At 37.3% G+C, this 491-nt stretch carries 2 pseudogenes; one reads left to right on the forward strand and one right to left on the reverse strand.

The annotated features are described in order from the left end of the window. Positions 1–247: pseudogene (locus tag ACM0OR_RS28365) on the reverse strand (hypothetical protein); the annotation flags it as partial. 47 nt (positions 248–294) lie between these two features. Here ACM0OR_RS28365 and ACM0OR_RS28370 point away from each other — a divergent pair. Continuing rightward, positions 295–438, forward strand: a pseudogene (locus ACM0OR_RS28370) (IS200/IS605 family transposase); the annotation flags it as partial. Between the last annotated feature and the right edge of the window lie 53 nt (positions 439–491).

A 491-nucleotide genomic window follows, 5' to 3' on the forward strand; every position in this document is an offset into this window, starting at 1 on the left:
TGCTATTTGAGTATTTCCGCCAAAAGTGGATGCTCCCAGTGCAGCTTGGGTGCGAAAACGAATTACGTTTTCGCAGTTTGGCAATATGAGCCTGAAGTTTTGCACAATTTAAATGCTTTCCCCACATCCGGTAGTACCGTTTATGCAGAGCAATGCAATGATTGTAGATTACCCCACTCGCGTTAATCATGCGCTTGAGGAATCTATTTTTTTTGTGCTGGTACAATTTGAACTTCAGGGTTTTCATGTGATTATAATACCATAGTTGCGTAGATAGTCAATATTCATCTACAAATGAAAACCACGTATAATCATTACAATCACTCAATAGGTTTAGCTACTGTTCACTTGGTCTGGATACCATGTAGGCGTAGGAGAGTTTTTGCTAATAATGAAAAATTAAAATTACGGTGTATTGAGATATTTCAATCAGTTGCTATTAGACTTGTCTAGAAAAGATAAAAAGCTTACTGTGAAGGGATTATAGGAGA

The organism is Anabaena sp. CCY 9402-a (genome assembly GCF_963920945.1).
Taxonomy (GTDB): Bacteria; Cyanobacteriota; Cyanobacteriia; order Cyanobacteriales; family Nostocaceae; genus Trichormus; species Trichormus minutissimus.